This is a genomic window from Acinetobacter sp. 22323 (assembly GCF_052044895.1).
In the GTDB taxonomy this organism is placed as follows: domain Bacteria; phylum Pseudomonadota; class Gammaproteobacteria; order Pseudomonadales; family Moraxellaceae; genus Acinetobacter; species Acinetobacter schindleri.
In genome coordinates this window covers 1-24,165 of sequence record NZ_JBQEOL010000018.1, presented here as the reverse complement: position 1 = coordinate 24,165, position 24,165 = coordinate 1, and the positions used below count along the sequence as shown (strand labels likewise).

Below are 24,165 nucleotides of genomic sequence, written 5' to 3'. Positions count from 1 at the left end.
TTTTATTTAACTTGCTTACGCTGCTTTAAGCCTTCTATATGTTGACGATTGGTCTGCCTGGATTTCTCCAGCATAGCCTTCTCCAGATGCAGCTGAATCCGATTGAGTTTGGTTTCAGAAATTACCGGCTCCTGAAAGCTTTTCACGTAATCCGTCCAGCTGGCATTACGAAAAACATTTGCTGGCATCGCGGTCTTAAACTCAGCTTCTGGCATAAACACCACCAGTGAATGGATATGTTCTGGACTTAAAACGTCTGTCAGAACCTGTTCCAGCACTTTGACGTGTTTATAATTCTGATGCAGCGGATTCTGGAATTTATAACTCTGTTTATAAAGTTTTTGAGTCCACATTTTTTGACGTTCACCACCAAAAATCCAGCCTTTATAGTTCTTGGTTTCAATCACAAATAGCCCAAATGGGCTTAACAGTAAATGATCAATCTGGGTAGTAGCCCCTTGCCCATCCTCAAAGGTCAGGTCATTCATCAAAATATAATGCGGCTGTTTAAGATAGCGTTTAGCATGCACAACAACGGTAAACTCACCGAATTTCCCTTTGAGATATGGTTTAAATAGCTTGAATAAAGCTGCTAAGGAAAATAAAAGAAACAGCCACCAGAAATTTTCAATCACTGGAGCAAAAAATGGATTCATTTTGTCAGGTCAGATTTTTATTAGGATAGAATATATCTTACTTATTTCGTTCAATATTTAACAGGATTTCCTTGCGCTCCAGTCCACCTGCAAAACCCACCAAAGCGCCATTGGCACCAATCACACGATGGCATGGAGCAATAATCGAAATCGGATTACGACCGTTGGCAGCCCCCACGGCACGAACCGCTTTCGGATTACCAATTTCCAGGGCAATATCACGATAGGTTCGAGTTTCTCCATAAGGAATATTCAGCAAGGCCTGCCAGACACTTTTCTGAAATGGTGTACCAGCAAAATCGAGTGGCACATCAAAACAGCTACGTTGACCAGCAAAATATTGTTCCAACTGTACTTTAGTCGCAACCAGAACAGGATGCTCAGGATCTTCCATTAAAGTTGCCAGCTTTACCCGGTTCGGCGTTTCACAATCCCAGAGCACCGCAACCAGTGCCTCAGTACTGGCGACCAATCGCAATTGCCCTACAGGTGAATCCATATAGATATAGCTTAAGTTCATGTCTTCACCCTGTTGGATTGCCATAGAAAGATTATTTTAACGCAATGATCAATATAAGGCTGATATAAATAAATACTGAAACATTTACATTAGGGTACACCCTATAAACTTTAAGAAGATGAGAGTTTCATCAAAACCAGACCGGAAATAATCAAGACAGCTGCTAGCATGCGCATGGCAGTCGCAGGTTCTCCCAAAATAAAAATCCCAATCAGGAAAGAACCAACTGCACCAATTCCGGTCCAGATGGTATAGGCGGTGCCTAAAGGTAGCGTACGCATAGCGTAAGCCAGCAGTGCAAAACTTAGAAACATGAAAAAGATAGTAATAATGCTGGGGGTCAGTTTGCTGAAGCCTTCCGATAGCTTCATTGAGTAGGCCCACACTACCTCAAAAAGACCTGCCAGTATGAGTAAAAACCAGGCCATATACCCTCCTTCATGAATTAAGAAATCAGGCCGTCCTGACGATTTTTCCTGAGTAAAAGCAATATTTTACATCAAGGGAGGTCGTTCCTCCTAAAACTGTGAGATTGTATAAAATTACTTGCAAAAATATAGTGCAGATTACAAAAATTGACCGTATGAGATGTAACTTAACTCAGCTTAACTCAAGCACCCAAGACAGCCCTCGAAAAAATCGCTACTTTAGATACACAGTTAAGAATAAAACAGAGTTCTCAGTCACTTTAAAAATGACAACAAGGTGCTCAGCACTGCTCCAAAACAAGAAGTTTATCCCCATCAAATAATTAAGTTATGCACATGAATTAAATTTAAAATTGTTCGGAGAAGTTACACAATGAAACACGAATTTAAAATAAGTTGATCACTTTTTATGAAGCTTGATTTGTAAGCGCTGATGAATAAAACACCAGAATTTGTAAGCCTTTCAAAATAGAAAAAGGACCCAAATTGAGTTCTTTTTATACATATTTTGTATAATGCTTAAACAACCAAGCTACAATTGATTACAATTTATGCTGGATATCCATAGGGTTACCCACATAGATATCCATATACTTATCCATAAAGTTATCCACAGTCTGCTGTGAATAACATAAAATTCCGATCAGACAGTGACTTGTCCTACTTTCGCCAGTTCTGCACACATTTCATCAATCACAGCTTTATAATCCGGTTTACCGAAGATCGCTGAACCTGCCACAAACATATCCGCACCCGCTTCTGCAATTTCGCGGATATTGGCTGGTCCTACACCACCATCTACTTCTAGACGGATATCACGACCAGAAGCATCAATGATCTTGCGTGCCTGACGTAATTTATCCAAAGTCATCGGAATAAATTTCTGACCACCAAAGCCCGGGTTTACACTCATCAACAGGATCTGATCCACTTTATCCAGTACATAATCAAGGTAATGCAAAGGTGTTGCCGGATTAAATACCAGACCCGCCTGAGCACCGCCAGATTTAATCAGCTGCAAAGAACGGTCAACGTGATCAGAAGCTTCCGGATGAAAAGTAATAATGTCCGCACCGGCTTCAAGGAAATCACCAATCATGCGATCGACCGGTTTGACCATAAGATGCACATCAATCGGTGCCTTAATGCCATATTTTTTCAATGCCTTACACACACCTGCCCCAAAAGTCAGGTTTGGCACATAGTGGTTGTCCATGACATCAAAATGAACAACATCAGCACCTGCTGCCAGTACATTTTCAACTTCTTCACCTAAGCGGGCAAAGTCAGCAGACAAAATAGAAGGTGCAATTAAATACGGCTTGGACATGGAAGAACCTGGCTGAATATGAGATGAATACCGCATTATAACAAATTGTATTTGCGCCTGCGTCTGTTCGCCTGAATAATCGCATCCGCTTAACAAATTGTTATAGGACAAGACTTGCCGGTTATGGATGCTCCCGCCTATGATGAATACCTCTCAACAAGATCATTCAAACCATGCAAGAAAGTTATGCTGATATTCCGACCTTACAAGCTCAACGTATTGCCTTACGGTTAATGAAACATTGGCAACACAAATTTGAAGTGGCCTCGACTGAACAGAATATTCAAATTCACATGCCGAATGCGATGGTGGAAATGATACCTACGGATCAGCATTTACGGGTACAGATTCGGGCACAGCAGGAAGATGTCGACCTGCCGCGACTACAGCAGGTGGTCATTGAGCATCTCGAACGGATGGGTCAGGAGCCTTTACAGGCAGAATGGCAAATTCAGCAACTCTAAGCCTCAGGGCTGTCGTAGTGTATGTTCTGCCTCAAATGCTTTTACCGCCTTAATCCGCTCTTGTGTTGCAGGATGGCTACTAAAGAAATCCCATACTGAGCTTTCGGCCTCCTTATCTTCCCCACTGTCTTTAGCCAAGCGTTCTAGGAAGTTGGCAAAATGAATGGTAGGGATATGCTGAGCCTGCATCGCATTTAAAGCATAGTCATCTGCTTCAGCCTCAAAATTACGCGAATAGCTGGCGCCGACCATGGCCACCGGTAAATTGGTAAGCAGGTCTGAACCATCACCGGTAATCATGATTAAAATTACGCTAAACCCTAAACTGGAAAGTGCCTGTTGCAGGCTATGCCGCTGTACCAGATGGCCCTGTTCATGTGCCAACACCCCCATAATTTCCCGATCATCCTGAGCCAGTGCGACCAGTTCATCAGTCAGGATAATGGTATTGTTTGGAATCGCCAGTGCATTGGCACCGATTGCTCCACCTTGACGGAACACCACTTTCGCCGGCTGATCTCCTGCAACCAGTTGTTGATATTGAGCTACTATCGTCTGCTGACGTGCCTTAGGCAGTTTAGTGTCTTCAGTCATCTTCAGGACATAGCTTTCTGCTTCATCGCCCATACGCGTCAAAGTGTTGGCAGGCAGATGATGAGCCACATGATAGGAAGCTGCTGGAATGCCCCATTTAATTGTCGCAAAACCCAGTGCCAGTACAAATGCCACACTAAACAGAATTAAAGCCGGGGTGCGTTCCAGTTTCCAGATCGAGTGCTGTAATCCCTTACGCTGTAAATTAAACCATTCTGGCAGCTCAGAAGAAAACTCCAGGCGGGCATCATCTTGGAGTTCAATCACTGGCTGAATTTTTCCAAGTGCTCCAATCAGCTGCATGTCTGCATACAGATAACGCCGCTGCTGTGCATAAGCTTCGCCATAACGAATCAGTACCGACTGATCATCAATCCGGGACACCTGCGCCGGTTGCGGTTTTGAGATAATGCCATCATAGAAAATGACGTCAGTGACCTGAGTAGACATACTTTTCTCCTGTTATAACGACACATCAATATCGAAGATGTCACTGATCTCTTCTGCCAGCGCACTGTGATCCTGCTGTGCTCTGTTCATCATCATGTCCGGATCATTACGTAAATTCAGGGTTAATGATTCCACCTGATAGCGATATAGACGAATCGCTGCCCATGGTGTAAGCAAACCTAAACTCAGAATACGTGCGATCCAGTTAGTCACCAGAATCCAGGTATAGTGCCATTGGGTACACTCGGTCTTGAACTGGCTACGACTGATAGATGTATTGTTCCAGGTGGTAATAAAAATCCGGGCCTGCATCAGGGGGAAAATGATGAAAAAACCAAATAGATAAATCGCCACAATCCAGCCGATTAGCGAGCTTAAAACTCCAGGATTGCCAAGATTGGCAAAACTGGAACCTATGCCAAAGATCATCACCGCAACCAGAAAACCCATGAAAATAAACAATGGGACATACATGGCCTTCATGTAATCGCCCCATGTGGCATTCAGCTTGAATTTCAACTGGCCTGCATAGAGATGATCAAAGCAATAACGTTTATATAGCCAGACCAATACCGGGAAAAAGATCCCTAGGGTCAGGATATAAATCAGGATGGCTTTGATAAAGGTCCAGTAAGCTTCCTTATTGGTACCGCCAAAATAAAACCGGGCATTGCCAAATTTACTGTTGCGGGCATTAAATCGTAGTGTCGCCCGAATCAGCCAGGGCACTGCCAGATAAAGAATCAGTAACCCGACCAGTGTCGCTGTAGTAGACAGGTTTGAAGCAATCGAAATGGCAAAATATAGTCCTAGCGCAATCAGACGCCCCATCAAAATTTTGACTGGTACCCCGGTAAAGTCGAAACGGCGTTGTACAAATTCAGTATTACCATAAAAATAACGCAGACGGCGTACCTTGGCCCAAGGTGAATACAATCCTAAAGTGACTATCGTCAGCAGGATATTCACAATCCAGATACCGAAATATTCACTGGCAGTCCCATGAAAACGAAAATACTGTAATTCGCCTACCCGTATAGGTCTTACTTCCGGCATGGCTGAAATATCAGGTGGGAATGGTGGAATGACTGGAGGAATTGTAGATGCGTCTATATCACTGGTATTTTGCATAAACTGCCTTGTTTTTATTATATAAATCTTTGCAAGTATAGCGCATGATCAGACATGGATGTCATGTATATTTGCATCCATGTCATGAGTCATTTGCTTTTGATTATAGCTAAAAATTAGTTTTCGAGCTGTACCGCATGGAACTGTAGATGGTCATCAACAAAGCTTTGAATAAAGTAATAACCGTGATCATAGCCCTGATGTTCACGTAAGGTAAGCTTTTGTCCCACGGCATCACAAGCTTGCTGGAATAAGGCAGGATTCAGCTGGCTATAGAACTGATCATTAAAGCCTTGGTCAATCAGGATATCCGGATAAAGTGCGCCTTTGGCTTTGACCAGTTCAGTCGCATCATGTTTGGCCCATTCTGCACGATCTTCACCTAAATAATTGCTAAAGGCCTTTTCACCCCAAGGGCATTGGCTTGGTGCACAGATCGGAGCGAAGGCAGAAACAGAGACAAATTTTTCTGGATATTTAAATGCCAAGGTTAAGGCACCATGACCGCCCATCGAATGTCCAAAAATACCGATTTTGCCCGGCTGAATTTCAAATTCTTCATTTACCAAGGGATAAAGCTCATTCATGATGAAGCTTTCCATCTGGAAGTGTTCAGCCCAAGGAAACTGCGTTGCATTGATATAGAAACCGGCACCCTGTCCGATGTCCCAGTTATCCCCTTCAGCTACCCCTTCACCACGTGGCGAGGTATCTGGCGTAATCAGGATTAAGCCAAGCTGTGCTGCCAGACGCTGCGCATGCGCTTTAATCGCAAAGGTTTCTTCAGTACAGGTCAGACCTGCCAAATAGAATAACGCTGGGCAGCTTTGTCCTGCCAAGGCTTGCGGCGGCAGGAATATACCAAAGCGCGCTGAATTTTTTAGCACTTTAGAATCAAAGCGATAGATTCGCTGTTCACCTTCAAAACTTCTATTATTCTGTAGCAGTTCCATCATGATTCCTTTTTGTATTTTCTAAAGTCATTGATCAGTTTAGGGCGCCAAAGCGACTGACTGGGAAGCTGAAGCTATTGTCGCTGGCGGGAAAAGACGTTGTTCAAGCTGAGGTAACATCAATTCCATATTCTTACCGATAACCCACTGTGGTTCAGACGGTTCAAAGCCTTGTGCACTTTCCCACTTCGCTACCGTCTGGCTGGCTTGTGTAAAAGCTTCCTTTAAGCTGTCCTGCTCACGCATCGCTTCATCAAAGAAGGCACGGCCAAAGTAGGTATAGTCGGCTTCATTCGAGCAGCCAAAGGACTGGCGATCTGCTGCTGAAGCGGTGATGATCAAGGTATTTTCATTTTGCAGTGCAGAAACAAAACTGCCGGAGTAACAGGCAGAAATCACAATAACTCGCCAGCGGATACCGGATGCATCCAGCGTGTCACGCAGCCACTTTGGATCGACCTGTGCCAGATCTAGCGGTGCATTTTCCATTTCAAATACGTTTGGCAAACCATGCGAGGTCATGTACAGGAAGAGCACATCACTTTCGCGATTCATCTGCTGGCCAATACGGCGTAAAGCCAGTTCCATACTGGTTTTGGAAGCAATTGGCATCTCGGTGCGAGCTGCTGGATGATTTACCAAGGCAATCGAACGCCCAAAGGTTCCAAAGCGGGTATCAAACTGTTCCTTGATCCGTTCAATCTCTGAATAGAATACATCTTGATAGCTTGCACCTGCCACACCCACAAAATACCAGTGTGACTGCGCAAACTCGCCATATTCAATAGAATCCAGCGCTTTGTTTAGTAAATTAGGTTGTGCATAGAAGGCATCTTCAGCAAAACTTGGCGGGACTTCTTCTACTTTCCAGATCGGCTGATCTTTGACAGATATTTGCCAAACGACCAAGGTAAACAGGGTTGCCAGCATAATGAGTGCCCGTTCCCACCACGGCCATTTCAGCTCACGTGAGAATACCCAGACCACAGCCAGACTTTGCCAGACAAACAGCATCACAAATAAGGTCGGGATATAGTCATACAGAATATATGGCAGATAGTCGAGATCGCCCAGATACTGAATCAGACACTGAAATAGCATGATGTGCGTATCCAGTACCAGCCAGAGCAAGGCCGGCACCAGCATCAAACGCGGATTATTGATCCGCTGTGACAGAAAAATCCCGACAATCAGGGCAATAAAAGGCCAGAGTGCGTAGCTAACCAGACCTTGGGAGTTAAATTCCCCAATCCGGCCTGAACTGAGCCAGCTGAACAGGCTGTTGGCACAACCACCCAGAATGCCCCAGAACACCAGTTGAAGAATGGAGGGACGTACCATTTGCAGGGAACGCCTCGACCCCAGAAACAACCATATTCCGGCAATTTGATTGCTCTTAAAATCGTGCCAAAAATTAATGGATGGTTTGAAGTCGATCATAGGATTTCGGGGAGATCAAGTGGCTCGCTAATTCGCAGAATAAGTTTATGCTTGATAGGACTTTTATCAATGCTATTTTTAACTATATAACAAATCCTTGGCGAATTTTGAAGCAATTATCTTATTCAGCTACAAGATCATGCTGAAAATACGCATCAAAGCGACAAGCATCCCCTTGCCATTGATGATCGGGTGCTTTATCAGCCAGAAAAACGGCAAGACGTGGACGTTTCACCACCACCCGTTTAGCAATTTTCTGTGCCAGTTCTAGCAGGTTATCGCCAAGGTCCATTTCACCATCTTCAGGCAAGAGCATATGCAATAGCTGCATCTGTTTTTTCACCTGTGCCTGTTTCTTGGGTGCCTGCTGATTCTGGTCACGCTGCGGGAACATCGGATCCAGATAAACGACATCCACCACGGCGTTTTCTGCTGCCTGCTGGATTAAATAGTCAGCAGAATCAGAGAAGACCAGATGAATACGCGATACAACCGGATTCAGGAAAGCATCATTCTGCGCACGCGTATGGGTATCTTCCAGCAAGGTAAACAGAATCGGATGACGTTCGACCAGAGTGACATGCGCACCAAGATGTGCCATCAACAGGCTGTCATGACCAAGACCGGCAGTCGCATCAATTAGGGTCGGCTTTTCACCCAAGTTGCAAGCACGTGCAATCATTTCCGACTTCAGTGAAGCACGTTTTAAACGCCCCACTTCCGCTTTCCAGTCCGGTTGCATTTTCATGCCATTGGCAGATAGCCATAAACCGTCCGCATCAACACACAGTGCCAGTTCGGGATTCAGGCGAAAGAAACGCGCATTGAGTTTTTCTACGGTCTCAATCTGAACCTGTACACCACGAGAAGAAAGCACAGCCTCAAAGTGCTGTGCTTTCTCGATATATGCAGTTTCAGTGTATAAGCGAATCTCGCTTACCATAATGTCCAGCCTGTGTATGCAAACAATAAAATGAGCAGTCCCGATACAATACGGTACCAGGCAAAAATCATGAAATCACGCTTCGCGACATAAGCGACTAACGCACGGATCAATAACAATGCTGAAATAAAGGACACTAAAAGACCAACAGTAAGTACCACCCAGTCCTGAGTCCCACTAAACACGTCATAGCTCTGGTATAAGTCTAACAGGCCTGCACCGACAATTACCGGGATACCCAGAAAGAAGGAAAACTCAGTCGCTGCCTTACGTGATACTCCCAGGAACATCGCCCCGATAATGGTAGCACCAGAACGTGAAGTACCTGGAATCAGCGATAAAACCTGAATCAGACCAATCCAGATAGCATCTTTAATGGTCAGGTCTTCAACTTCTTGGGCACGGACTTGAGGTGGATTCTTTTCAATCCAGATAATGATCAGACCACCGACAATCAAGCCAATCGCAATTGCAATATTGTTGAATAACAATTCTTTTACAGTCTGACCAAAAGTCAGCCCGATAAGTATAATTGGAATCGAAGCCAGAATCAGACCAATACCGAGACGGCGTCCTTGTGGCTCACCACTGACAATCCCGGTGGCGGCTCCCCACAGACGTGTCCAGTATTCATAAATCACTGCTGCGATTGCCCCCATCTGGATGGCAATCACGAAAACATCACTCTTTTCCTTGGTCCAGAAATTCATTAATTCTGAAGCCAGAATCAAGTGCCCTGTACTAGAAATCGGTAAGAACTCAGTAATACCCTCAACAATACCCATGATTGCCGCTTTCAGCAGCAGTAATAGATCCATGCTTAATCCTGATTAATTATGCTTTGCCTTGTTCTGGAATTTTTTTCCATGCGTTATCGCGTAAATAGACCGGCAGTGCCAATTCAGCACTAACCCAGTTTTCTGATGCTGCTGCCACACGCGCTATCGTGGCAATATCCTGTGCAGTCGCAGTAACATTCTTGTATTCAGTCTCTTCTGATTGAACCAGATGAGCGCCTGAGCCGACTACAACAAATTTTACTGTGGCACTACCCTGTTCATAACCAAGCAACTGTTCTTCATCTACTGGCTGCATGATGCCTTGAGCATCCAGCTGATAGCTGGCGATATAAACTTCATTCATACGCGCATCGAGTACCGCGGTCACTTCGGTCAGACCATGCAAACGGTATGCCGCTTGTGCCAAGGCCTGTAAGGTCGAAACGGGTACCACTGGCAGGTCATTCGACCAGGCCAAAGCTTGTGTTACCGCGGCATTAATACGCACACCGCTAAATGAACCCGGTCCACGACTAAATGCAATCGCCGTCAAATCAGAAACCGCCAGGCTTAAATCTTTTAGAGCCTGCTCGATCATTGGGAGAATTGTTTGCGTTTGTGCCTTTGCGCGCGCATCAAGTTGGAAAAATAATTCTTGAGTGTCATCAATCACAGAAACGGAACACTGCTCATTGGCAGTTTCCAATGCCAGCACTTTCATGCACAACCTTAATTCAGAGAATATAAAAAACGCGGATATGATACTCCACTCATATCCGCTACGCGAGATTTTCCCGAAACAGATACAAAAAAACCTGGCCATCGCCAGGTTAATAAATACAGGTAGATGAGTTGCTTAAAGCTCAACTTGTTCCAGTGGCTGGAACTTCTGAAAATGGTTGGCATAATGCAGTGCGCTCATTTTCAGCTTTTGTACAGTATCTTCATCTAGGGTTTTTATCACCTTGCCCGGCGATCCCATCACCACAGAATTGTCCGGAATCACTTTTCCTTCCGGAATCAGCGCATTCGCGCCAATGATACAGTTTTTACCAATCACGGCATTATTGAGAATTATAGCCTGAATCCCGATCAGGCTATTATCACCAATGGTACAGCCATGCAGCATGGCTTGGTGACCAATCGTCACATAATCACCAATATGCATTTCAATCCCCGCATCAGTATGCAGCACGGCATTTTCCTGCACATTGGTATAGTCTCCAAGATGGATTTTGCTGTTATCACCACGCACCACGGCGCCAAACCAGATACTGACCTGTTTGCCCAATTCAACCTGACCAATCACGGTCGCTGTGGGTGCGACCCAACCATCCCATGGTTGTTGCAGCGCTTTTGGAGAATGTCCCTGAAATTTATACAACATGCCTGAATATCCTCTTCAGTCCTGAAAGAATTTTGATCGTTTAAAAGCTGGTGAATTAAGTAAGAATGGCCAGTCTTTTTTATAGTCGAGGCCATACTGAAATAAAGAAATCAGCATACGCGCAGTCAGTCCCCAGACCACTTCATTTTCCACGCGCATACTCGGGAAATATAACGACTGCTGGGCAAAGCGTACTTCATAAGGTGTGGGTTTGGCTTCAAGTAAATGCCGCAGTGAGGCAAAGAAAATCCGGTCAATTTCAGTAGGTTGTGGAACCAGCTGAACTTTCGGTGGAATCAGTCCAACAATCGGTTTTACCAACATGCCATTTCGTGCCTTTTGCATGGGCAGATCACCAATGAGCTGCACATCAAAAGGATTTAGTGCGGTTTCCTCATAGGCTTCGCGTAGCGCTACGACGATATTGCTGGTGTCCTGCGGATCACGCTTACCACCCGGAAAAGAAACCTCACCGGCATGATTGGACAGATAAGCCGAACGGCGGGTGAGTAAGACCTTGGGATTCGACTCATCCGTAATCGCAATTAACACGGCAGCATGCGCTGGCTGAATCCGCCTGGAAAAGCGCAAACGTTGCTGTAATCTGTGTGTTAAATCGCGTTCATCCATCCACGCCTTCCTCATTCTCATTATGATTTCATCATAGCTGATTTTTGATTCCTGAGGATAGAATTGATGCCAAATTTCAATTTTTCAGTTATCCTGAGTCTACTTTTTGTCATTGATGATGAATATGAACTTTTGTACGGCCTGTGGACATAAGACAACTGAAAAAATACCTTTAGGTGATCAAAAACTTCGTCATGTCTGCAGCTCCTGTGGTTTTATTCATTATATTAATCCAAAGATTATTTGCGGTTCCCTAGTGGTCTGGGAAGACAAAGTACTGCTATGCCGGCGCGCGATTGAACCCCGTTATGGCCTGTGGACCTTACCTGCCGGCTATATGGAACTGTTTGAAACTATGGAACAAGGCGCAGCACGTGAAACCCGTGAAGAAGCCGAAGCTGAAGTGGAAATCGAACAGCTGTACTGCATGTACAATATTCCACGGATCGGTCAGATTTATGTGCTGTTTAAAACTCAACTGGTGGAAGGCAAATTTGGCGCTGGTGAAGAAACCATTGAATCACGCCTGTTTGACGAAGTAGATATTCCTTGGGCAGAGCTGGCATTCCCGAGCGTAGAAAGAACCTTACGTCATTATTTTGAAGACCGTAAAAATAATGTTTTCCCGATGCATCTCGAAACCCTAGGTTCACGCCTGGATCACACCGGTTAAAACAATAAACTACTGAATGCTAAATATAAAAAAATGAGCGCCAATAAGCGCTCATTTTAGTTTTTTGGAAAATGATACTGTTTGTTTTACCTATGAAACTGATGCAGTAACTTCCAAGGGTGTTTTCAGGACCTTATTCTGTAAATACTTCAGACCTTCATTCATCTTTTCCTGCACCAACGGCGTCAGCGTATCCACCGTATGACCTTCTGTAGAAATGCCCGGTAATGCCATTAAATGTGCCGTGACATTTGGCATCTCTAATACTTTACGTACATGCTCAGCGAAACCGACCTGACCAATAAAAGGCGCAACTGTATCCAGTTCCCCCTGCTGATTGACATAACAAATCAGACAAATCTGTACCGGGCGCTTTGCTTCAATTGCTGCACCCAGAATCCTGCCATGGACCTTCTTGATTGCACGTCCATCTGAAGTGGTGGCTTCAGGGAAAAACAGCACTGGAATATCCTGTTTTAAAAATCCGGTAATCTGCTCACGGATTCGGAGTGAATCTCCCGACCCACGCTTGATAAATAAAGTTCCCCCACCTTTCGCCAGTTTGCCAAGCAGCGGCCACTGTTCAATCTCGGCTTTAGCCAGGAAAAACACTCGTGCACTAGAACCGAGTACTGCAATATCCAGCCAGGACACATGATTACTCACCCAAAGTGCGGGTTCTCGTGGAATAGTGCCATGTACCTGCACTTCAATATTAAATACCTTGCATAGCTGACGACAGAAATACTGCACATATCGCGTGTTATGTGGATTATTCGGATTCTTGTATAAACCGTGTCGGTAAACCAGATAGAACCCTTCACTCACCGCTGCGACAGAGGCAACCATTTTTCTGCTATAGAGCAAAAATTTTGCTAAACCACGAATTTCAGATGTTTCATTATTTATAGTCGAGTGCATACAAGGATCACTATTTCCAGGTCGATTCAGGTCATCATCTTCACGTATCTTTACCATTCTATACTGTTCATTCTGAACATGCATTGATTATAAAAACCGTTCAGACGGATTAAATTTTGCAATTTTTATTCAATTATACGATGAATTATTATATTTCCATTGAATGAACAAATTATGGAGTTTTAGCATGCAGCAAGATCCAAAGGTTACGGTTGAAACTCTTCAACCCACACAAGCACTGAAATACATTTTTGTGACAACCGCATTCTACGCGGCTGTTTTAGTCGGCCTGGCTCAACTTTTTGTTGCTGCACTCTAACCCAAAACTCACAGAGCAATGCTATCTGTCCCTGTCTTTTTCCACTAAAATGAATTCTATTAAAAAAAGTTTTTAAGTAGAGTGTGGACTGAGTGGAATATTTTGAACAGCATCGTGCCAAAGATCGTGTCATTCTGGTCAGTGTGACCGTGCAGATGCTGGAGGATCTGGATGCAGAAGAATTTCACCTGTTGGCCAGTTCAGCAGGGGCAGAAATTCTTGAGCATATGCATGCTCAGCGTTTAAGACCCGATCCTAAATATTTTATCGGCTCCGGCAAGGCTGAGGAAATTGCAGAAAAAGTTGAAGCTCTTGAAGCTGATCTGGTGATTTTTGATCATACCCTGACCCCTGCGCAGGCACGTAACCTTGAGCGCGTTGTTAAATGTCGGGTGGTCGATCGTACTGAACTCATTCTGGATATTTTCGCGCTGCGCGCTCGCACTTATGAAGGTAAATTACAGGTCGAACTGGCCCAGTTACAGCATCTTTCTTCTCGCCTGATTCGTAGTCGTGGCAATCTGGATAGCCAGAAAGGGGGGATTGGTTTACGTGGCCCTGGTGAAACTTTATTAGAAACTGACCGACGTTTGCTGCGTGTACGGATGGGGCAACTGAAAGCCCGACTGGATAAAGTCCGTCAAACCCGGATGCAAGGTCGTGTAGCCCGTCAGAAAGCTGCTGTACCTACCATTTCTCTGGTTGGTTATACCAATGCCGGTAAATCTACCCTGTTTAATATTCTTGCAGATAGCGATGTTTATGCAGCTGATCAGCTGTTTGCCACTCTGGATCCAACCTTGCGCCGTCTGGACTGGGAAGGCATTGGCACTGTAGTACTGGCAGATACGGTAGGATTCGTGCGTAACCTGTCTCACTCCCTGGTGGAATCTTTTAAAGCGACTTTGGAAGAAACTTTAGAAGCCACCCTGTTGCTACACGTGATTGACTCCAGCAGTCCGGAAATTCTGGAACAAATTGATGCAGTAGAAAGTGTGCTCAAGGAAATCGGGGCTAATGTTCCAGTACTTCGTGTCTATAATAAAATTGACCAAAGCGGTGAAGACGCCAAGATTATCTATCACAAACCTAATCAGCCAGAACGGGTCTATGTGTCTGCTCACACGGGAGAAGGGATTGACCTGCTACGTAAGGCGGTACATGAAGCGTTGATGGGAGAACTACAAAAGTTTGAACTTAAGTTACAGCCTGCACATGGCAAACTGCGTAATCAGCTTTATGAGCTGAATGTGATTCAGTCCGAGCATTATGATGAGCAAGGTCAGCTGCATTTGCAGGTCAGTATTGCCCCACAGAAACTGGCACAGATCATCCGCCAGGCACATCTATCCCTAGAAGATATTTTGGGTGAGCAAGCAGTTCAGTTTCAACGGCCACTTGAAGAATTTGAAATACCGCGTAAGATCGACTAAAACTCGATAAATCAAATTAAATAGACTCTAAAATGAACTGGATTAAGCATATAGATTGGCCAGCATGGATCGGCACGCTGCTTCTAATTATTGTTTTTCGGGAAACAGCAGTATGGATCATGACCCAGCTAGAGCACCCTGAATTAGGCAATCTGGTCGGTTTGATCAGCCTGCTCATCGTCCTGTTTAGCTGGCGTCGCTGGAGCAAAATTCCTGCCCGACTGGTAGATACCAATAACAAGATTATGAAAGAAAGTGCCTTTGCATTTTTACCTGTCAGCGCCGGCTCATTGATGATGCTGGTGCATATGGGACATAAAATTCCAGCCTTTCTGCTGATTCTGTTTGTTAGTACGCTCATTCCATTATGGGTCTATGCAAAAATGGCCAAGCGCTGGCTTTAGGAGATCATTATGTTATCTGTACTCTATGGTTTCCTGATCACGCTGGCGGCCTATCTTGCGGCAAAACCATGTAACCGTGTGATTCCTAAAATTCCGGTCATTGTCTTTGGCATGTTCTTCGTGCTGGCTATTCTGTTTGTACTGGGTGTTCCTTATGAACATTATACGGAAAACACTAATCCCTTGTTTAACCGTCTTTTAGGCTATGTTACGGTGGCCTTGGCAATTCCTCTGGCAGCGATGCGCTATGATGACCTACCATTAAAAGGTGTGATTGGAATTCTGATCTTCGCCAGTATCAGTGCAGTTGCCCTACCCATGGGACTCGCTTATCTGTTACATATGGCAGCCGGTGACATCATGGCCTTTGCCACTCGTGCAGTTACTACCCCAATTGCGATTAATATCGCAACTTTACTGGATGCACCAATTAGCCTGGTGATTCTGATTGTAATTCTGTCTGGTGTCATTGGGGCTGCGTTTTCCCCCCTCATTCTGCGTCATATCAATGACGAACGTGCTTCTGGTCTTGCACTAGGCCTTGCCGCCCATGCGATTGGTACAGCGCAAGCCTGGCAGCGTGGTAGTGTTGCGGGTCGATACGCAGCATTTGGTATGGCAGTGAATGCTGTCTTTACGGCCCTCTGGCTACCGACTTTTATTCTATATCTTCAGAATCTTTAATCTGACCACATCGTCATTTCTGGATGACTATATCTATTTTATATAGTCATTTTATTCTTATATCGATTTAGATAGAAATATGAACTATTAAATTCTAATGACAAGTTAGTCACTTCATAAATTCATTTAAGTTTCATACCACTAATTAAATTGACCTAAATGACAGATTTTAATTCAGTAATTTTATATATTTATAATCCTTTCAATCGTTTTAATATTACTAAATCTACCCTATTTTCAACTTGGCTACACGCTGTCTCTTTGGTCAGTTATTTTAAATATTTTTCTCTCACTTTCCTATACATCATTCAATATGGGTTAAAAATCACGTTTCCCCTAACAAGAATATTGTTATAATCTTTAAGACTTAAGTATGAATCTCTGCCTATATTCAACTTGCATTTTTTTATATAAGGTTGTATGAATAATAAACATATAGATTTTTTAGTCTTTGTGTATTAAAACTTCATATACAGCAAGAGTGAAGCAAATCAAATGGATATTTGATTTTGAAATACAAGGAAATTGAATGAAAACAATGAGTGTTTTCAGGACATCTGGTGTTGCTTTAAACCCAATTTCTTGTGGAGAGAATTGGATAAGCAGCTGGCAGCAGATGCATGACAAGACAGATCCGGCCATGGTCCTGATTAAATCGGCGAAGTATAATAGAGGTGGCTTATCTAGAAATTTAGGCACCTCGTTATCCCACCCACTTTTTGGTAATAAGCCAATAAAACAAGGTGCTGATCATTTGCCCTCCACTCAGTACTCATTTGAAATACTGGAGCCAGAAGCCTTCAATAAATTGAAATTCACTGCATTACATCATGCTGGAAACGCTACGCTGCAATCAGCATCCGATATACATATTCATGACCTGATTAATCAGGTCGCTGTCGATGGTAATCCCTTAAATTTATATGACCATACTCAAGTTTCGGTCATGGGACTTAAACACAACTGAATTCTTAGTGCAGACTGATCAAAAAATAACTAGTGACTGTCTGTAACAAACCACATGGGGATGATTAATATGAAAAAATCTAAAATCGCAATGATGCTAATGGGTGCATGTATGACTGTGTCAGCTTTTGCACAGGATTTAACCGGCACTTGGCAACAAATTGATGATAAAACTGGCTCCCCTAAAGCCATTATTGAAATTCGTCAAGAAAATAACGGTACTTACGTAGGTAAAATCGTTAAAGTAACGCCTCGCCCTGGTTATACCCCACAAAAAAGCTGTAACAACTGCCCGGCTCCGTATACCAATCAACCGATCTTAGGCATGGACTTACTTACCGGCTTAAAACAAGTAGGTAAAGCCAATAACTATGATAAGGGTCGGATCATCGATCCGCTGACCGGAAAAATTTATGATGCCAAAGCTCGCCTGAATGCCACTGGTAAACGTCTGACCTTACGTGGCTATATGGGAGTATCCGCATTAGGTCGCAGCCAAACCTGGATCAGACTGGATTAAGGCGCTGTAAATAAAAAAGCCACATCATGTGGCTTTTTTATTATGGCTTAGCTTGAGGATGACATGACCGGATTATCAACCTTAAATAATTCTTTATCTTCCAATCGATACGCAATCAGCTGATTTCCCCAAACACACCCGCCATCTACATTCTGAATCTGTGGCGTAATGGTTTTCCCTTGTAATCCAGCCCAGTGTCCAAAGATAATTTGATGGGTTTTGGCCGCTTTGGATTCAAAGTCAAACCAGGGCTGAAAGCCTTCAGGCATCGGGTCATCCAGAGAATCTTTAAAACTGTATTCTAAACGTCCTTCTGTATCGGTTAAACGCATCCGCGTCAGGTAATTCACGATACAACGTATACGTTCATGACCCTGTAACTCATCTGACCAGAGTGCTGGCTCTTTACCAAACATATCGCTCAGGAACGCATCCATGATTTCAAAATCATCATGACCTATGACTGCTTCTACTTCTTTGGCTAACTCGGCAGTCTTGGTAACATCCCAAAGTTTAGGAATACCGGCATGCGTGAGCACTGTCTGTTCATTCGGGAACAGACACATAGGCTGTTTCCGCAGCCAGTCAATCAGATCATCACTGTCGATAGCATCAATCACATCACAGACATTGTCCTTGTCTTTAATCGGCTTAATGCCACGCGCATAAGCCAACAAAGTCAAATCATGGTTGCCTAGCACTGTTGCAGCGACACCATTGTCGACCAACTTTTTAATGAAGCGCAGCGCACCCAGCGAGTTTTCACCCCGAGCGACCAGGTCACCCGCAAACCAGATAAAATCCTGATCCGGATCAAAGCGGATTTCTTTCAGTAATGCCTTCAAGGCCTCAAAACAGCCTTGCACATCACCAATCACATAATTGTATCGAACAGTGCGAGTCATTCTTTTTAAGCTACCATTTGATCAGATAAAGCCACAAATTGAGCAAGTGTCAGGGTCTCTGGACGCGCCATCGGATCTACACCTGCCTTTTCAAAACCATCTTCAACCAGCATGCCTTTTAAGCTATTACGCAAAGTTTTACGACGCTGGGTAAATACGTGGGATACCAGACGTGCCAAAGCTTTTTCATTCTTCGCCACGATCGGTTTTACGTCATAGGGTTCTAAACGGAATACCGCAGAAGTCACTTTTGGCGGCGGATTAAACGAACCTGGTGGCACTTCAAACAAGAATGTCGGTTTGCAATAATACTGAATCATCACCGACAAACGACCATATTCTTTGGTGTTTGGCGAGGCGGTAATACGATCCACCACTTCCTTTTGCAACATGAAATGCATGTCTTTAACTTTGTCGCCGAATTCCAAAAGATGGAATAACAGTGGCGTCGAAATGTTATATGGCAAGTTCCCCACGACACGTAATGGACGGTCAGGTTGGAATAATTGCGTGAAGTCGTATTTCAATGCGTCTGTTTCAATAATCGTTAGACGTTCAGGATGCGGCACACGACCCGGCAAACCTGCAGCCAAGTCACGGTCAAGCTCTAGAACGGTTAAAGCATCACATTCACCAATTAAAGGTGAAGTTAAAGCCGCAAGACCGGGACCAATTTCAACAATATTTTCACCCGCACGTGGATTCACGGAACGGACAATTTTTGCAATGACACGTTGGTCATGTAAGAAGTTTTGACCAAAACGCTTACGCGTGTGATGCCCTTCATCTTTTGGGTTTAAGGCATTAATTTGATACATAAAAACATTTCCAACGTGAGTAATGAACAGTCATCAGTGGCGCGCTAAATCCAGCGCCAGATCGACAGCGACATGTAAGCTTGAGCTTTTCGCAAGTCCTGTACCTGCGAGGGAGAGTGCTGTGCCATGATCGACAGAAGTTCGGATAAACGGTAAGCCCAAAGTAATATTGATGGCTTCACCAAAGCCTTGCGATTTTAACACAGGTAAGCCCTGATCGTGATACATCGCCAGAACAGCATCCGCATCTTTTAAATTTTCCGGGGTAAATAAGGTATCAGCAGGTAAGCTCAAGCTCATATTGATGCCTTGAGCACGATAAGTTTCCAATACTGGATTGATCACTTCAATCTCTTCCATACCGAGATACCCTCCCTCACCGGCATGAGGATTCAGACCACAGACTAAAATATGCGGATGCTCAATTTTAAATTTTGATTTCAAATCATGAATCAGGATATCAATCACCTGATGCAAACGCTCAGGCGTAATTGCATCCGCGACTGCCCGTAACGGAAGATGCGTTGTTGCTAAAGCGACACGTAAGGTTTTAGTTGCCAGCATCATCACCACACGAGGCACACCAGCAAATTCCTGATAATATTCAGTATGCCCACTGAAATGAATTCCGGCATCATTAATGACTGACTTTTGCACTGGTGCTGTTGCCACACCAACACTTTTCCCGGTCATGGCATAGTCAGCTGAACGACGTAATTGTTCCAATACATAAGCAGCGTTATGGCTATTGAGCTCACCCAATATCACTTGTTGTTTTAAAGGTACATGCTCTACATAGAGCTGACCTTCTTCAGAAGAAGACTCTTGTCCCTTATATTCAATCAGCTCTATTGCCAGATTTAGTTGCTGGGCACGCTGACCCAACATTTCCAGATCCGCAAGTACCACAATCGGACGCTCATCAACCCGATTTGCCAGACTCAAGCAGATATCAGGACCAATTCCGGCAGGTTCACCGCTGGTGACATATAAAGGCAGCATCTTCTTCTCTATTCACTAAGGCCTTCAATAGTATAGCCTGTTTCAAACAGGCTTGCGTGCAGCGATCTGTACAGTGTTTTGGACTGTTGTGATTCTCAGAGAAATCTGCGTTACAAATCTCGCCAGTTATTTTTATGCATTCTGCTTAATTTTTCTTCCCTTATGCTCGTAGATTATATAAAATACAGCGCTTGAAATTTTTAATTTTCATTTGTGATTCTTCACGTATTCGTTTAGAATCTCGTCTCCTTTTGTTTGGACAGATTCCACCGTCCAAACCAACTATAATAGGTAGTGGTTTAATGAAAACTCTCAGCGCTAAGCCAGCTGAAGTTCAACACGACTGGTACGTTGTTGATGCTTCTGGCAAAACTCTAGGCCGTCTTGCGACGGAAATCGCTCGTCGTTTACGCGGTAAGCACAAAACTTCTTATACTCCTCACGTTGACACTGGCGATTACATCGTTGTTATTAATGCTGAGCAAGTTCAAGTGACTGGTAAAAAATCACTTGATAAGAAATACTATCGCCATACTGGTTTCCCTGGTGGTATCCGTGAAACTAACTTCGAGAAATTAGTTGCACACAAACCAGAAGAGATCTTCCAACGCGCTGTTAAAGGCATGTTGCCAAAAGGTCCTCTTGGTTATGCAATGATCAAGAAAATGAAAGTGTACGCTGGTACTGAGCATCCTCACACAGCTCAACAGCCACAAGTTTTGGACATCTAAGGGATACAGCACATGGCTACAAACTATGGTACAGGTCGCCGTAAGACCGCAACTGCACGTGTTTTCCTATCTGCTGGTACTGGTAAACTCGTAATTAACAACCGTTCTTTAGAACAATACTTCGGTCGTGAGACTGCTCGTATGGTTGTTAACCAACCGTTAGAACTTCTTGAAGCAACTAACAAATATGACCTTTACATCACTGTTGCTGGTGGTGGTATCGGTGGTCAAGCAGGCGCTATCCGTCACGGTATTACTCGTGCATTGATCGCTGCTGACGAAACTCTTAAACCTGCTCTTCGTCAAGCTGGTTTCGTTACTCGTGATGCTCGTGAAGTTGAACGTAAGAAACTTGGTTTACGTAAAGCTCGTAAACGTCCTCAATTCTCTAAACGTTAATTCGTTTACCGAATCGGACAAAAAACCCTGGTTTATTCCAGGGTTTTTTATGGCTTTAAATTTACCACTGAATAGAATTGTATATATTATTGTTCATGAACATCTTTACCCCATACCCCTTCATGACACCAGAAGGACTTGGTCAGATAATAGTTGGCTATACCTATAATCACAAACACTATGATTAAACCTAAATTCATGATCATCTTGTTCTGCTCCTTTCATTTTTTCTTATAATCTACCCTGTCAAAAGCCAATTGGTCTTTTATGCTTCGTGCTTTTTAGGTTGATTTTTAGTATCCTATTCTACTCACTAAAATTTGCTCAGGATTTATGTCAGTCGAAAGCGCGCCACTTCAAGGAATCACCTTATATAGCCATGCCGATGACTTTCGTTCCCATTGGATTCGCTACGTTCTTACCGAAAAACAAATTAAATATCATTTAATCTTGGTCGATAGTGACGATGAGGACTTGGCCAGTCTAAATCCTTATAATCAACTACCGATGCTGATTGAAAATGATCTGAAATTATTTATTAGCCAGATTATTTCTGAATATATTGATGATCGCTATCGCCAGAACAAGCTCTATGCCGATGCACCGATGCCGCGAGCTGAGCAACGCCAATATCTATGGCGCTTTGAACATGACTGGCTTAAACTGGCCGATATCATGCTCAAACACCCGGATTCTTTAGATCCCGCAGCGAAAGCTCAGGCGCAAAAACAGCTTCGCGATATTCTGGTATCACTCATGCCACTATTTCAGCACTTTCCCTATTTCATGTCAGAGCAGTTCAGTATCTTGGACTGCATGCTTGCGCCGATGTTCATCCGTTTGCACAGTATGGGTGTAGAATTACCTAAACAGCAATGCCGCCCATTCTATCTGTATTGCCAGCGAATCTTCAGCCGTCCTGCTTTTATCAAATCAATGACGTTGCAGGAAAAGAACCGCTATGCTGCCCAGTTATCAAATTAATCGAGTATTCATTATGTCTGAACAGGAATTCAACCTTACGCCTACACGTCCTTATATGTCTCGTGCGATTTATGAATGGATCTGTGATAACAATATGACACCATACCTATTGGTTGATGCTACGCGTCCAAATACCATGGTTCCAGAACAGTTTATTAAAGATGGCCAGATCATTCTAAATATCGTACCACACGCCGTACATGCGCTACATATGAGCAATGACGCGATTACATTCTCTGCACGTTTCGGTGGTGTATCACGTGATATTTATGTACCAATGGCTGCGGTACTTGGCATCTATGCACGTGAAAATGGTCAGGGACTATTCTTTGATCCAAATGAATATGAGCATACACAAACTGAAGAAGATGCTTTAAAATCAAACATTGAAGAAGAACCTGAAACACCAAAGAAAAAACCAAGCCTCAGGTTATTAGATTAAATAAGAACGGAGTAAGTGAATGGCTTTTGATTTAGTACAATATTTTGTTGAACAGATAGAAACTCAAAAGCCTGAGCTTCTAAGTCAGTATCCAAAGCAGGAACGTCGTGCATACATTGCCGAAATCAGTGCGCTGACTTTAGGTAAGCTGGTTAGTGAATGGAAGCTTAATCCGAATAAGATCTATAATGAAATTAATCATCCTGATGAACTATATATCCAGGAAATTGCCCGTCATCTGAGTACACTTAAATCTAATCAGTCTACTCTTTCTCGTGAAGTACAAGAAGCCAATATTTATGAGATTTTCAAACTTCAGCTAATAGAGCTTAAACAGCTACATGATACCGGCAATCATAATCTGAACAGTATTCAGGAACTGTTATATGGTCAGATCGAGCATCTTTCTGGTCAAGCAGATGATTGGGTTTGGACAACAAATAATCTGTTAGAACTGAAAGGCTCTAAACCAATGCCACAAGAAGAGCTATCATTGGAGGCAACGATGAAGGAGTTTAATCAGATGGTCAGCCAAAACAATCAGTCCCTAGAACATGACGTTGAAGATGTGGTTGTAGTCAATGCGCCAACTTGGGCAAAAATTGCAGAGCCTGTAGTGGCGATTGTGATCCTATGGGTACTTCTAGATCAGGTTATGAAAGTATTTGCTTAAATTATCCATCTAATAAAAAACCAGCTTTGAGCTGGTTTTTTATTTCTATGTAAACATACAGCATATAACTAAAAAATAATATTTATATGTAAATCTTTCATCCTTTATGAAATATACACCGTAGATATCAATACCCTTCATATAAGGCATTTGAGTCCATACAGCTATAAGTCTATCTACCGATAGCTCGCAAAACGTTTTATTACCACCATGGTGGTAGGTAAACAAAGTTATTCACCTTTCACCCGCCCTCCTAGGCACTGTAGCGAAGTATTTAATAGCGATACTGCACTTAAGCATCAGCTAAAAAACACTACTAAAATCGATTACAGGGAATTCATCCTAGAAGATAACAACCACTATGACTTTATATAATGAGCAAATTTTCTGCTGTAGCTTTATATAAAACTTAATATTTAGATGCTTTCTTAAATCTTGGCCATAAAAAAAACACCCCCTGTCATTTGACAGAGGGTGTTTAGAATAATGAGCTGGCGATGACTTACTCTCACATGGGAAACCCCACACTACCATCAGCGCTAAGAGGTTTCACTTCTGAGTTCGGGAAGGGATCAGGTGGTTCACT

The 24,165-nt window shown here is 43.5% G+C and carries 30 protein-coding genes and 1 rRNA gene; 13 read left to right on the top strand and 18 right to left on the bottom strand.

What is annotated here, in order from left to right; all coding sequences use genetic code 11:
* Window positions 1-2 precede the first annotated feature (2 nt).
* The 4 genes from ACTJIX_RS11930 to rpe all read right to left on the bottom strand — a co-directional run bounded on the left by ACTJIX_RS11930 (window position 3) and on the right by rpe (window position 2,934).
* Window positions 3-656, bottom strand: coding sequence for a nuclease-related domain-containing protein (locus ACTJIX_RS11930; RefSeq protein ID WP_004893270.1), 654 nt, complete (start codon window positions 654-656; stop codon window positions 3-5).
* 37 nt (window positions 657-693) lie between these two features.
* A complete protein-coding gene (locus ACTJIX_RS11925; protein ID WP_026056795.1) occupies window positions 694-1,176 on the bottom strand; it encodes a methylated-DNA--[protein]-cysteine S-methyltransferase in 483 nt (160 codons plus the stop codon).
* Window positions 1,177-1,286: 110 nt separating this feature from the next.
* Window positions 1,287-1,604: a quaternary ammonium compound efflux SMR transporter SugE gene (gene sugE, locus ACTJIX_RS11920; RefSeq protein ID WP_004811247.1), complete on the bottom strand. Its 318-nt coding sequence runs from the start codon at window positions 1,602-1,604 to the stop codon at window positions 1,287-1,289.
* Window positions 1,605-2,247: 643 nt separating this feature from the next.
* A complete protein-coding gene (gene rpe, locus ACTJIX_RS11915; RefSeq protein ID WP_004893268.1) occupies window positions 2,248-2,934 on the bottom strand; it encodes a ribulose-phosphate 3-epimerase in 687 nt (228 codons plus the stop codon).
* Window positions 2,935-3,107: 173 nt separating this feature from the next.
* On the opposite strand from rpe, the gene ACTJIX_RS11910 reads away from it, so the two are divergent.
* Window positions 3,108-3,398, top strand: a complete 291-nt coding sequence (locus ACTJIX_RS11910; protein WP_004893266.1) for a DUF2218 domain-containing protein — start codon at window positions 3,108-3,110, stop codon at window positions 3,396-3,398.
* Between the two features lie 3 nt (window positions 3,399-3,401).
* On the opposite strand, the gene ACTJIX_RS11905 is transcribed toward ACTJIX_RS11910, so the two are convergent.
* The 9 genes from ACTJIX_RS11905 to ACTJIX_RS11865 all read right to left on the bottom strand — a co-directional run bounded on the left by ACTJIX_RS11905 (window position 3,402) and on the right by ACTJIX_RS11865 (window position 11,705).
* Complete coding sequence (locus ACTJIX_RS11905) at window positions 3,402-4,442, bottom strand: M48 family metallopeptidase (RefSeq protein WP_004893264.1); 1,041 nt, start codon at window positions 4,440-4,442, stop codon at window positions 3,402-3,404.
* Window positions 4,443-4,454: 12 nt separating this feature from the next.
* On the bottom strand, window positions 4,455-5,573 hold the full coding sequence (locus ACTJIX_RS11900) for a YjgN family protein (RefSeq protein ID WP_004893261.1): 1,119 nt from the start codon (window positions 5,571-5,573) through the stop codon (window positions 4,455-4,457).
* Between the two features lie 116 nt (window positions 5,574-5,689).
* The gene (gene fghA, locus ACTJIX_RS11895) at window positions 5,690-6,526 is read right to left on the bottom strand and encodes an S-formylglutathione hydrolase (protein WP_004893253.1); all 837 of its coding nucleotides are present in this window, start codon (window positions 6,524-6,526) and stop codon (window positions 5,690-5,692) included.
* Between the two features lie 39 nt (window positions 6,527-6,565).
* The gene (locus ACTJIX_RS11890; RefSeq protein WP_034429690.1) at window positions 6,566-7,966 is read right to left on the bottom strand and encodes a C13 family peptidase; all 1,401 of its coding nucleotides are present in this window, start codon (window positions 7,964-7,966) and stop codon (window positions 6,566-6,568) included.
* Between the two features lie 121 nt (window positions 7,967-8,087).
* A complete protein-coding gene (locus ACTJIX_RS11885; protein WP_004893249.1) occupies window positions 8,088-8,909 on the bottom strand; it encodes a class I SAM-dependent methyltransferase in 822 nt (273 codons plus the stop codon).
* Window positions 8,903-9,727, bottom strand: coding sequence for an undecaprenyl-diphosphate phosphatase (locus ACTJIX_RS11880; RefSeq protein ID WP_004893246.1), 825 nt, complete (start codon window positions 9,725-9,727; stop codon window positions 8,903-8,905). The genes ACTJIX_RS11885 and ACTJIX_RS11880 overlap by 7 nt, the downstream gene beginning before the upstream one ends.
* Before the next feature lie 16 nt (window positions 9,728-9,743).
* Window positions 9,744-10,409, bottom strand: a complete 666-nt coding sequence (tsaB, locus tag ACTJIX_RS11875) for a tRNA (adenosine(37)-N6)-threonylcarbamoyltransferase complex dimerization subunit type 1 TsaB (protein WP_004893243.1) — start codon at window positions 10,407-10,409, stop codon at window positions 9,744-9,746.
* A gap of 135 nt (window positions 10,410-10,544) precedes the next feature.
* Window positions 10,545-11,075: a gamma carbonic anhydrase family protein gene (locus tag ACTJIX_RS11870; RefSeq protein ID WP_004893238.1), complete on the bottom strand. Its 531-nt coding sequence runs from the start codon at window positions 11,073-11,075 to the stop codon at window positions 10,545-10,547.
* A gap of 15 nt (window positions 11,076-11,090) precedes the next feature.
* A complete protein-coding gene (locus ACTJIX_RS11865) occupies window positions 11,091-11,705 on the bottom strand; it encodes an NUDIX hydrolase (RefSeq protein WP_004893234.1) in 615 nt (204 codons plus the stop codon).
* A 124-nt stretch (window positions 11,706-11,829) separates the two neighbouring features.
* On the opposite strand from ACTJIX_RS11865, the gene ACTJIX_RS11860 reads away from it, so the two are divergent.
* Complete coding sequence (locus ACTJIX_RS11860; protein ID WP_008304383.1) at window positions 11,830-12,378, top strand: NUDIX hydrolase; 549 nt, start codon at window positions 11,830-11,832, stop codon at window positions 12,376-12,378.
* A 90-nt stretch (window positions 12,379-12,468) separates the two neighbouring features.
* On the opposite strand, the gene ACTJIX_RS11855 is transcribed toward ACTJIX_RS11860, so the two are convergent.
* Window positions 12,469-13,299: a lysophospholipid acyltransferase family protein gene (locus tag ACTJIX_RS11855; RefSeq protein WP_034424231.1), complete on the bottom strand. Its 831-nt coding sequence runs from the start codon at window positions 13,297-13,299 to the stop codon at window positions 12,469-12,471.
* Window positions 13,300-13,486: 187 nt separating this feature from the next.
* Here ACTJIX_RS11855 and ACTJIX_RS11850 point away from each other — a divergent pair, with 187 nt between their 5' ends.
* The 6 genes from ACTJIX_RS11850 (at window position 13,487) to ACTJIX_RS11825 (ending at window position 17,625) form a co-directional block, all read left to right on the top strand.
* Window positions 13,487-13,618 (top strand): hypothetical protein, encoded by a 132-nt coding sequence (locus ACTJIX_RS11850; RefSeq protein ID WP_265735834.1) that lies wholly within the window; start codon window positions 13,487-13,489, stop codon window positions 13,616-13,618.
* Window positions 13,619-13,710: 92 nt separating this feature from the next.
* Entirely contained in the window at window positions 13,711-15,051 is a 1,341-nt protein-coding gene (gene hflX, locus ACTJIX_RS11845; protein WP_314296163.1) for a ribosome rescue GTPase HflX, read from the top strand.
* Window positions 15,052-15,083: 32 nt separating this feature from the next.
* On the top strand, window positions 15,084-15,455 hold the full coding sequence (locus ACTJIX_RS11840; protein WP_048881124.1) for a hypothetical protein: 372 nt from the start codon (window positions 15,084-15,086) through the stop codon (window positions 15,453-15,455).
* 9 nt (window positions 15,456-15,464) lie between these two features.
* Window positions 15,465-16,139 carry an LrgB family protein gene (locus ACTJIX_RS11835; RefSeq protein ID WP_163168606.1) on the top strand — a complete coding sequence of 225 codons (675 nt, stop codon included), beginning with the start codon at window positions 15,465-15,467 and terminating at the stop codon, window positions 16,137-16,139.
* A 529-nt stretch (window positions 16,140-16,668) separates the two neighbouring features.
* Window positions 16,669-17,106 carry a hypothetical protein gene (locus ACTJIX_RS11830; RefSeq protein ID WP_076753122.1) on the top strand — a complete coding sequence of 146 codons (438 nt, stop codon included), beginning with the start codon at window positions 16,669-16,671 and terminating at the stop codon, window positions 17,104-17,106.
* A 69-nt stretch (window positions 17,107-17,175) separates the two neighbouring features.
* Window positions 17,176-17,625, top strand: a complete 450-nt coding sequence (locus ACTJIX_RS11825; RefSeq protein ID WP_048881122.1) for a DUF2147 domain-containing protein — start codon at window positions 17,176-17,178, stop codon at window positions 17,623-17,625.
* Between the two features lie 47 nt (window positions 17,626-17,672).
* On the opposite strand, the gene ACTJIX_RS11820 is transcribed toward ACTJIX_RS11825, so the two are convergent.
* From ACTJIX_RS11820 to pdxA, 3 genes are read right to left on the bottom strand one after another with little or no spacing between them, the layout of a single operon-like run.
* Window positions 17,673-18,530, bottom strand: a complete 858-nt coding sequence (locus ACTJIX_RS11820; protein WP_348903884.1) for a symmetrical bis(5'-nucleosyl)-tetraphosphatase — start codon at window positions 18,528-18,530, stop codon at window positions 17,673-17,675.
* A gap of 5 nt (window positions 18,531-18,535) precedes the next feature.
* A complete protein-coding gene (gene rsmA / locus ACTJIX_RS11815; RefSeq protein WP_163168610.1) occupies window positions 18,536-19,348 on the bottom strand; it encodes a 16S rRNA (adenine(1518)-N(6)/adenine(1519)-N(6))-dimethyltransferase RsmA in 813 nt (270 codons plus the stop codon).
* A gap of 33 nt (window positions 19,349-19,381) precedes the next feature.
* Window positions 19,382-20,350, bottom strand: coding sequence for a 4-hydroxythreonine-4-phosphate dehydrogenase PdxA (gene pdxA / locus ACTJIX_RS11810; protein WP_314296161.1), 969 nt, complete (start codon window positions 20,348-20,350; stop codon window positions 19,382-19,384).
* 302 nt (window positions 20,351-20,652) lie between these two features.
* Here pdxA and rplM point away from each other — a divergent pair, with 302 nt between their 5' ends.
* The 5 genes from rplM to ACTJIX_RS11785 all read left to right on the top strand — a co-directional run bounded on the left by rplM (window position 20,653) and on the right by ACTJIX_RS11785 (window position 23,579).
* Window positions 20,653-21,081, top strand: coding sequence for a 50S ribosomal protein L13 (rplM, locus tag ACTJIX_RS11805; protein ID WP_004811299.1), 429 nt, complete (start codon window positions 20,653-20,655; stop codon window positions 21,079-21,081).
* Between the two features lie 12 nt (window positions 21,082-21,093).
* On the top strand, window positions 21,094-21,480 hold the full coding sequence (rpsI, locus tag ACTJIX_RS11800) for a 30S ribosomal protein S9 (RefSeq protein ID WP_004811301.1): 387 nt from the start codon (window positions 21,094-21,096) through the stop codon (window positions 21,478-21,480).
* Window positions 21,481-21,813: 333 nt separating this feature from the next.
* On the top strand, window positions 21,814-22,464 hold the full coding sequence (locus ACTJIX_RS11795) for a glutathione S-transferase N-terminal domain-containing protein (RefSeq protein ID WP_004811304.1): 651 nt from the start codon (window positions 21,814-21,816) through the stop codon (window positions 22,462-22,464).
* Between the two features lie 13 nt (window positions 22,465-22,477).
* Window positions 22,478-22,906: a ClpXP protease specificity-enhancing factor gene (locus ACTJIX_RS11790; RefSeq protein ID WP_004811307.1), complete on the top strand. Its 429-nt coding sequence runs from the start codon at window positions 22,478-22,480 to the stop codon at window positions 22,904-22,906.
* A gap of 19 nt (window positions 22,907-22,925) precedes the next feature.
* Window positions 22,926-23,579, top strand: a complete 654-nt coding sequence (locus tag ACTJIX_RS11785; RefSeq protein WP_004811309.1) for a hypothetical protein — start codon at window positions 22,926-22,928, stop codon at window positions 23,577-23,579.
* Between the two features lie 489 nt (window positions 23,580-24,068).
* On the opposite strand, the gene rrf is transcribed toward ACTJIX_RS11785, so the two are convergent.
* A 5S ribosomal RNA gene (rrf, locus tag ACTJIX_RS11780) occupies window positions 24,069-24,165 on the bottom strand; the annotation flags it as partial.

Excerpts from the sequence above, each read along its gene's own strand:
- ACTJIX_RS11930 (WP_004893270.1), bottom strand. The coding sequence starts at position 656 with ATGAATCCATTTTTTGCTCCAGTGATTGAAAATTTCTGGTGGCTGTTT.
- ACTJIX_RS11925 (WP_026056795.1), bottom strand. The coding sequence starts at position 1,176 with ATGAACTTAAGCTATATCTATATGGATTCACCTGTAGGGCAATTGCGA.
- sugE (WP_004811247.1), bottom strand. The coding sequence starts at position 1,604 with ATGGCCTGGTTTTTACTCATACTGGCAGGTCTTTTTGAGGTAGTGTGG.
- rpe (WP_004893268.1), bottom strand. The coding sequence starts at position 2,934 with ATGTCCAAGCCGTATTTAATTGCACCTTCTATTTTGTCTGCTGACTTT.
- ACTJIX_RS11910 (WP_004893266.1), top strand. The coding sequence starts at position 3,108 with ATGCAAGAAAGTTATGCTGATATTCCGACCTTACAAGCTCAACGTATT.
- ACTJIX_RS11905 (WP_004893264.1), bottom strand. The coding sequence starts at position 4,442 with ATGTCTACTCAGGTCACTGACGTCATTTTCTATGATGGCATTATCTCA.
- ACTJIX_RS11900 (WP_004893261.1), bottom strand. The coding sequence starts at position 5,573 with ATGCAAAATACCAGTGATATAGACGCATCTACAATTCCTCCAGTCATT.
- fghA (WP_004893253.1), bottom strand. The coding sequence starts at position 6,526 with ATGGAACTGCTACAGAATAATAGAAGTTTTGAAGGTGAACAGCGAATC.
- ACTJIX_RS11890 (WP_034429690.1), bottom strand. The coding sequence starts at position 7,966 with ATGATCGACTTCAAACCATCCATTAATTTTTGGCACGATTTTAAGAGC.
- ACTJIX_RS11885 (WP_004893249.1), bottom strand. The coding sequence starts at position 8,909 with ATGGTAAGCGAGATTCGCTTATACACTGAAACTGCATATATCGAGAAA.
- ACTJIX_RS11880 (WP_004893246.1), bottom strand. The coding sequence starts at position 9,727 with ATGGATCTATTACTGCTGCTGAAAGCGGCAATCATGGGTATTGTTGAG.
- tsaB (WP_004893243.1), bottom strand. The coding sequence starts at position 10,409 with ATGAAAGTGCTGGCATTGGAAACTGCCAATGAGCAGTGTTCCGTTTCT.
- ACTJIX_RS11870 (WP_004893238.1), bottom strand. The coding sequence starts at position 11,075 with ATGTTGTATAAATTTCAGGGACATTCTCCAAAAGCGCTGCAACAACCA.
- ACTJIX_RS11865 (WP_004893234.1), bottom strand. The coding sequence starts at position 11,705 with ATGGATGAACGCGATTTAACACACAGATTACAGCAACGTTTGCGCTTT.
- ACTJIX_RS11860 (WP_008304383.1), top strand. The coding sequence starts at position 11,830 with ATGAACTTTTGTACGGCCTGTGGACATAAGACAACTGAAAAAATACCT.
- ACTJIX_RS11855 (WP_034424231.1), bottom strand. The coding sequence starts at position 13,299 with ATGCACTCGACTATAAATAATGAAACATCTGAAATTCGTGGTTTAGCA.
- ACTJIX_RS11850 (WP_265735834.1), top strand. The coding sequence starts at position 13,487 with ATGCAGCAAGATCCAAAGGTTACGGTTGAAACTCTTCAACCCACACAA.
- ACTJIX_RS11840 (WP_048881124.1), top strand. The coding sequence starts at position 15,084 with ATGAACTGGATTAAGCATATAGATTGGCCAGCATGGATCGGCACGCTG.
- ACTJIX_RS11835 (WP_163168606.1), top strand. The coding sequence starts at position 15,465 with ATGTTATCTGTACTCTATGGTTTCCTGATCACGCTGGCGGCCTATCTT.
- ACTJIX_RS11830 (WP_076753122.1), top strand. The coding sequence starts at position 16,669 with ATGAAAACAATGAGTGTTTTCAGGACATCTGGTGTTGCTTTAAACCCA.
- ACTJIX_RS11825 (WP_048881122.1), top strand. The coding sequence starts at position 17,176 with ATGAAAAAATCTAAAATCGCAATGATGCTAATGGGTGCATGTATGACT.
- ACTJIX_RS11820 (WP_348903884.1), bottom strand. The coding sequence starts at position 18,530 with ATGACTCGCACTGTTCGATACAATTATGTGATTGGTGATGTGCAAGGC.
- rsmA (WP_163168610.1), bottom strand. The coding sequence starts at position 19,348 with ATGTATCAAATTAATGCCTTAAACCCAAAAGATGAAGGGCATCACACG.
- pdxA (WP_314296161.1), bottom strand. The coding sequence starts at position 20,350 with ATGCTGCCTTTATATGTCACCAGCGGTGAACCTGCCGGAATTGGTCCT.
- rplM (WP_004811299.1), top strand. The coding sequence starts at position 20,653 with ATGAAAACTCTCAGCGCTAAGCCAGCTGAAGTTCAACACGACTGGTAC.
- rpsI (WP_004811301.1), top strand. The coding sequence starts at position 21,094 with ATGGCTACAAACTATGGTACAGGTCGCCGTAAGACCGCAACTGCACGT.
- ACTJIX_RS11795 (WP_004811304.1), top strand. The coding sequence starts at position 21,814 with ATGTCAGTCGAAAGCGCGCCACTTCAAGGAATCACCTTATATAGCCAT.
- ACTJIX_RS11790 (WP_004811307.1), top strand. The coding sequence starts at position 22,478 with ATGTCTGAACAGGAATTCAACCTTACGCCTACACGTCCTTATATGTCT.
- ACTJIX_RS11785 (WP_004811309.1), top strand. The coding sequence starts at position 22,926 with ATGGCTTTTGATTTAGTACAATATTTTGTTGAACAGATAGAAACTCAA.